We start from the raw sequence: 281 nt of genomic DNA on the forward strand, positions 1-281 counted from the left end.
GGTATGGTCCTATTTGGAGATGGCAAAGGAAATTTTAGACCTGCCAGTGTAATGGAAAGCGGTTTAAATATTGACGGAGAAATAAGGGATATAACTAAAATATTATTGGCCGATAAAACCGAAGTCGTTTTGTTTGTACGAAATAATGATGGCATTGCAATGTATAAAATTGAATCAACTAAATAATAGAAAAGTGAAAGCAAGAAGTATCAGCCTAATAATAGCACTGGGATTATGTCTCGGAATGTGGGGCCAATCGGGGTCAGTTACCATTAAGGAAG

At 36.7% G+C, this 281-nt stretch carries 1 protein-coding gene; it reads left to right on the top strand.

Translation table 11 applies throughout. The annotated features are described in order from the left end of the window. On the top strand, window positions 1–186 hold a 186-nt coding region (locus MWU78_RS22345; RefSeq protein WP_247002036.1), incomplete at its 5' end, for a hypothetical protein. Window positions 187–281 lie beyond the last annotated feature (95 nt).

This window comes from Arenibacter sp. F26102, from assembly GCF_023015865.1.
Taxonomy (GTDB): Bacteria; Bacteroidota; Bacteroidia; order Flavobacteriales; family Flavobacteriaceae; genus Arenibacter.